The organism is Bartonella sp. AC70YNML (genome assembly GCF_042196545.1).
In the GTDB taxonomy this organism is placed as follows: Bacteria; Pseudomonadota; Alphaproteobacteria; order Rhizobiales; family Rhizobiaceae; genus Bartonella.
In genome coordinates this window covers 1-741 of sequence record NZ_JBHIQK010000055.1, presented here as the reverse complement: position 1 = coordinate 741, position 741 = coordinate 1, and the positions used below count along the sequence as shown (strand labels likewise).

At 41.0% G+C, this 741-nt stretch carries 1 pseudogene; it reads left to right on the top strand.

Going from position 1 to position 741, the window contains the following annotated elements:
* A pseudogene (locus ACFIMU_RS08715) lies at positions 1–579 on the top strand (hypothetical protein); the annotation flags it as partial.
* Positions 580–741: the final 162 nt, after the last annotated feature.

The following is a 741-nucleotide window of genomic DNA, read 5'->3' as shown; positions in this document are numbered from 1 at the left end:
GCAGGGGATATTTTACCCAATTCAGTTTGGTGTCTCAATCACCGTCCGCATAGTTCACCAGAAGGTATGGTTTATGATCCTTTGCAAGATCTTTGGGTTGATATTTATCTTCAATCAGGGACGGGTGAAAATACGAAATCAATGTATCGTACCAATATAACAACAAACCGTAATTATACCGAACATGTAACAGATATGGCGCGTGTTAAAAAATCTTTACTGAGTGATGAAGCGTTTGCTTCTGCTATGTATGGAAGCAATGAAAAGACACATATTGTTGGCAAGAAAGAACCAACCTCTAAGGTTTCAGGTGGATATAAGGATACGGCGAATCGTCGAATGATCTCGCATATCGGTTGTGAGGATGGTTGCGGTTATGTTTGGCAATTTTTATCGGGCACGTTTCCTATACCCATAAGCCGTACGCAAAATACGTTTGAAATGAGAGCATTGTTAGGGGGTGGTAGCTGGAGTAATACAACGGATAATGGGCGTTTTACTCGAGCCACCATGATCGTCAATGGTGGAAATGAACAAGTTGCGGCGCGTGGATGTAGCCATACGCGTCATTTTGTTTAGGAGGGAGAGATGATAGAATATCCAGAACATTTAAATAGCAAAGAAGATTATCTGAACATGCTTTCTTTTGACAAAGTTGAAACAGTAAGAAGGCTAGAGATGCTTTTGACAACGCGTTTTTATTGGTTTTTTGTCAAAGAACTCAGTGAAGGGGAAGAGGGG